Origin of the sequence: Sporocytophaga myxococcoides (assembly GCF_000775915.1) — a bacterium.
GTDB classification, from domain to species: Bacteria; Bacteroidota; Bacteroidia; order Cytophagales; family Cytophagaceae; genus Sporocytophaga; species Sporocytophaga myxococcoides_A.
Genome location: NZ_BBLT01000027.1, coordinates 1 through 1667, shown reverse-complemented (window position 1 = coordinate 1667; position 1667 = coordinate 1). Strand labels below are relative to the sequence as shown.

The following is a 1667-nucleotide window of genomic DNA, read 5'->3' as shown; positions in this document are numbered from 1 at the left end:
AAGCCAACGTGGACATTCTGGCTATCAGCTCGCCCTGTGATCCAAGAGGTCTTCAACTGCACATGCCGCGTAACGCCGCGTGCTTCTAACACAAGGTCGTGGCCGAAGCGGTCAATCGCAGGTTGCGACACTTCAAGCGAGGCTTGATCGTGGAGCCAGGAGTAACGCATCAGTTCGAAAACCAACTGGTGCTCGAAAAGTCGTTCTCGGAACACCGAATGGGTTGACGCAAGATTCATAACAACCAGAAAAGTTGAATTATTGAAATTCTAACTTAGAACAAGGGTAAGGCGATGGCCAAACCTGGTCGTTATTTGTATCTGCCGCTGAGTGTGCTAATGAGACACCTAAAAGTACCGAAGGCGGGCCTGTACAGCGCCGCCTTCGACTTATTCAGGGGTCATTTTTTTAGCGGATTAATTCCATAAGTCGCTGATTTTAAACGGTATTTCATGTATAATTAGACCTACTATCAACCTTTGTAGGAGATTAAAAATGAACCGCAAAAAGGGACTTTTGAAGCGCGAAAAAATGCGCAAAAAACAGGCAAGTGGGGCTGTGCATGCTACCCTCACAGCGCCTGGAACGCTGCAGAGTTTGAAAAACGCTGTGAGGGTAGCATGCACAGCGTCGACTGTCAATTATTGCAACATTTAGACAACTTGTAACCCTTGCTCTCCTACCTTCAATTGCTTGGCTTACAAGCTAATTTCGCGTCCGCGAAAATCCCGGCCTATGTTCCCTTAGAGCGCCTAACAAAACCCTGTAGTTGCTCAGCAGGCAACAGCCGAGTACACTGAGTAGTGCCGACCGTCCGCTATCGGCCAGAAGCGGACCATATAACCGTGTGACAATTCACGCATTTATCCCATATCGCCGCCATTACACTATCGGTGCTAGCTATATCCATTACCCAACCAAGGAGCACCTCATGAGTTTGCAGTTGTCCCCGAATGGAATTGTCCGCCGATTTGCCGGTCGTTGTGTCGCTACTGTGCTTGCAGGCTCTTTTATTTATGCATTGAGCGCGCATGCAGAGCCAGTCACCGCTGCGCCAGAGTATGCGGTAGCGATGGCACTTGAAGCAGGCGGTGAAAAGTCAGAACATCATGTTATGGCTAAGGCAGGAGAGCAATTCTCTATAGCCTCGGGCGACTGGCGAGTTGAAATGACAGTACGCCAAGGGAATACACCTATTGATGTATGGATGGCAGGCAAGGTTTTTAAAGGCTCGAATGTTGTCAGTGCTCCGAAGATGTTGGCCCATGTCAACGAAAAAGCAGTTATCAAGGTTGGAGACAGTAGCGATCCGTTTAGCTTATCTATGGTTGTCTCGCCACAGCTGTAACCTGGTGTCAAACCTGGTGTCAGCGTCCGCTTAACGTCGAGATTTGCCGTACATTGGACGGCAATAACATCTGGGAGCACACTATGTCCGGTCACTTGTTCCGTTTCCTTATCTTGTGCCTTGCTCTCGCTTATTGCGTTTCCCCTGCCCGCGCAGGGAACATGCTAGTCGTGCGTAGCGAAGCCCAACTCAGGGCAGCACTGGCATCCGGTCAGCAAACCCCGCTCGAAGCCTTGACACCTTATGGCAAGCGTAGCCTTATGCGTTCGTTGGCATGGGCGGAAGATGGCACGCTGGTCGGTTTCAATACTTGGGTCCT

General features: G+C 50.1%; 3 protein-coding genes. 2 read left to right on the top strand and 1 reads right to left on the bottom strand.

The genetic code is table 11. The annotated features are described in order from the left end of the window. Positions 1–239, bottom strand: a 239-nt coding sequence (locus MYP_RS26665; RefSeq protein ID WP_231570096.1) for a hypothetical protein, incomplete at its 3' end; no start/stop codon positions are given. Positions 240–531: 292 nt separating this feature from the next. On the opposite strand from MYP_RS26665, the gene MYP_RS26860 reads away from it, so the two are divergent. Both MYP_RS26860 and MYP_RS24525 read left to right on the top strand, forming a co-directional pair. Next, complete coding sequence (locus MYP_RS26860; RefSeq protein ID WP_262506819.1) at positions 532–657, top strand: hypothetical protein; 126 nt, start codon at positions 532–534, stop codon at positions 655–657. A 190-nt stretch (positions 658–847) separates the two neighbouring features. Next, on the top strand, positions 848–1348 hold the full coding sequence (locus MYP_RS24525) for a hypothetical protein (protein ID WP_156140828.1): 501 nt from the start codon (positions 848–850) through the stop codon (positions 1346–1348). Positions 1349–1667: the final 319 nt, after the last annotated feature.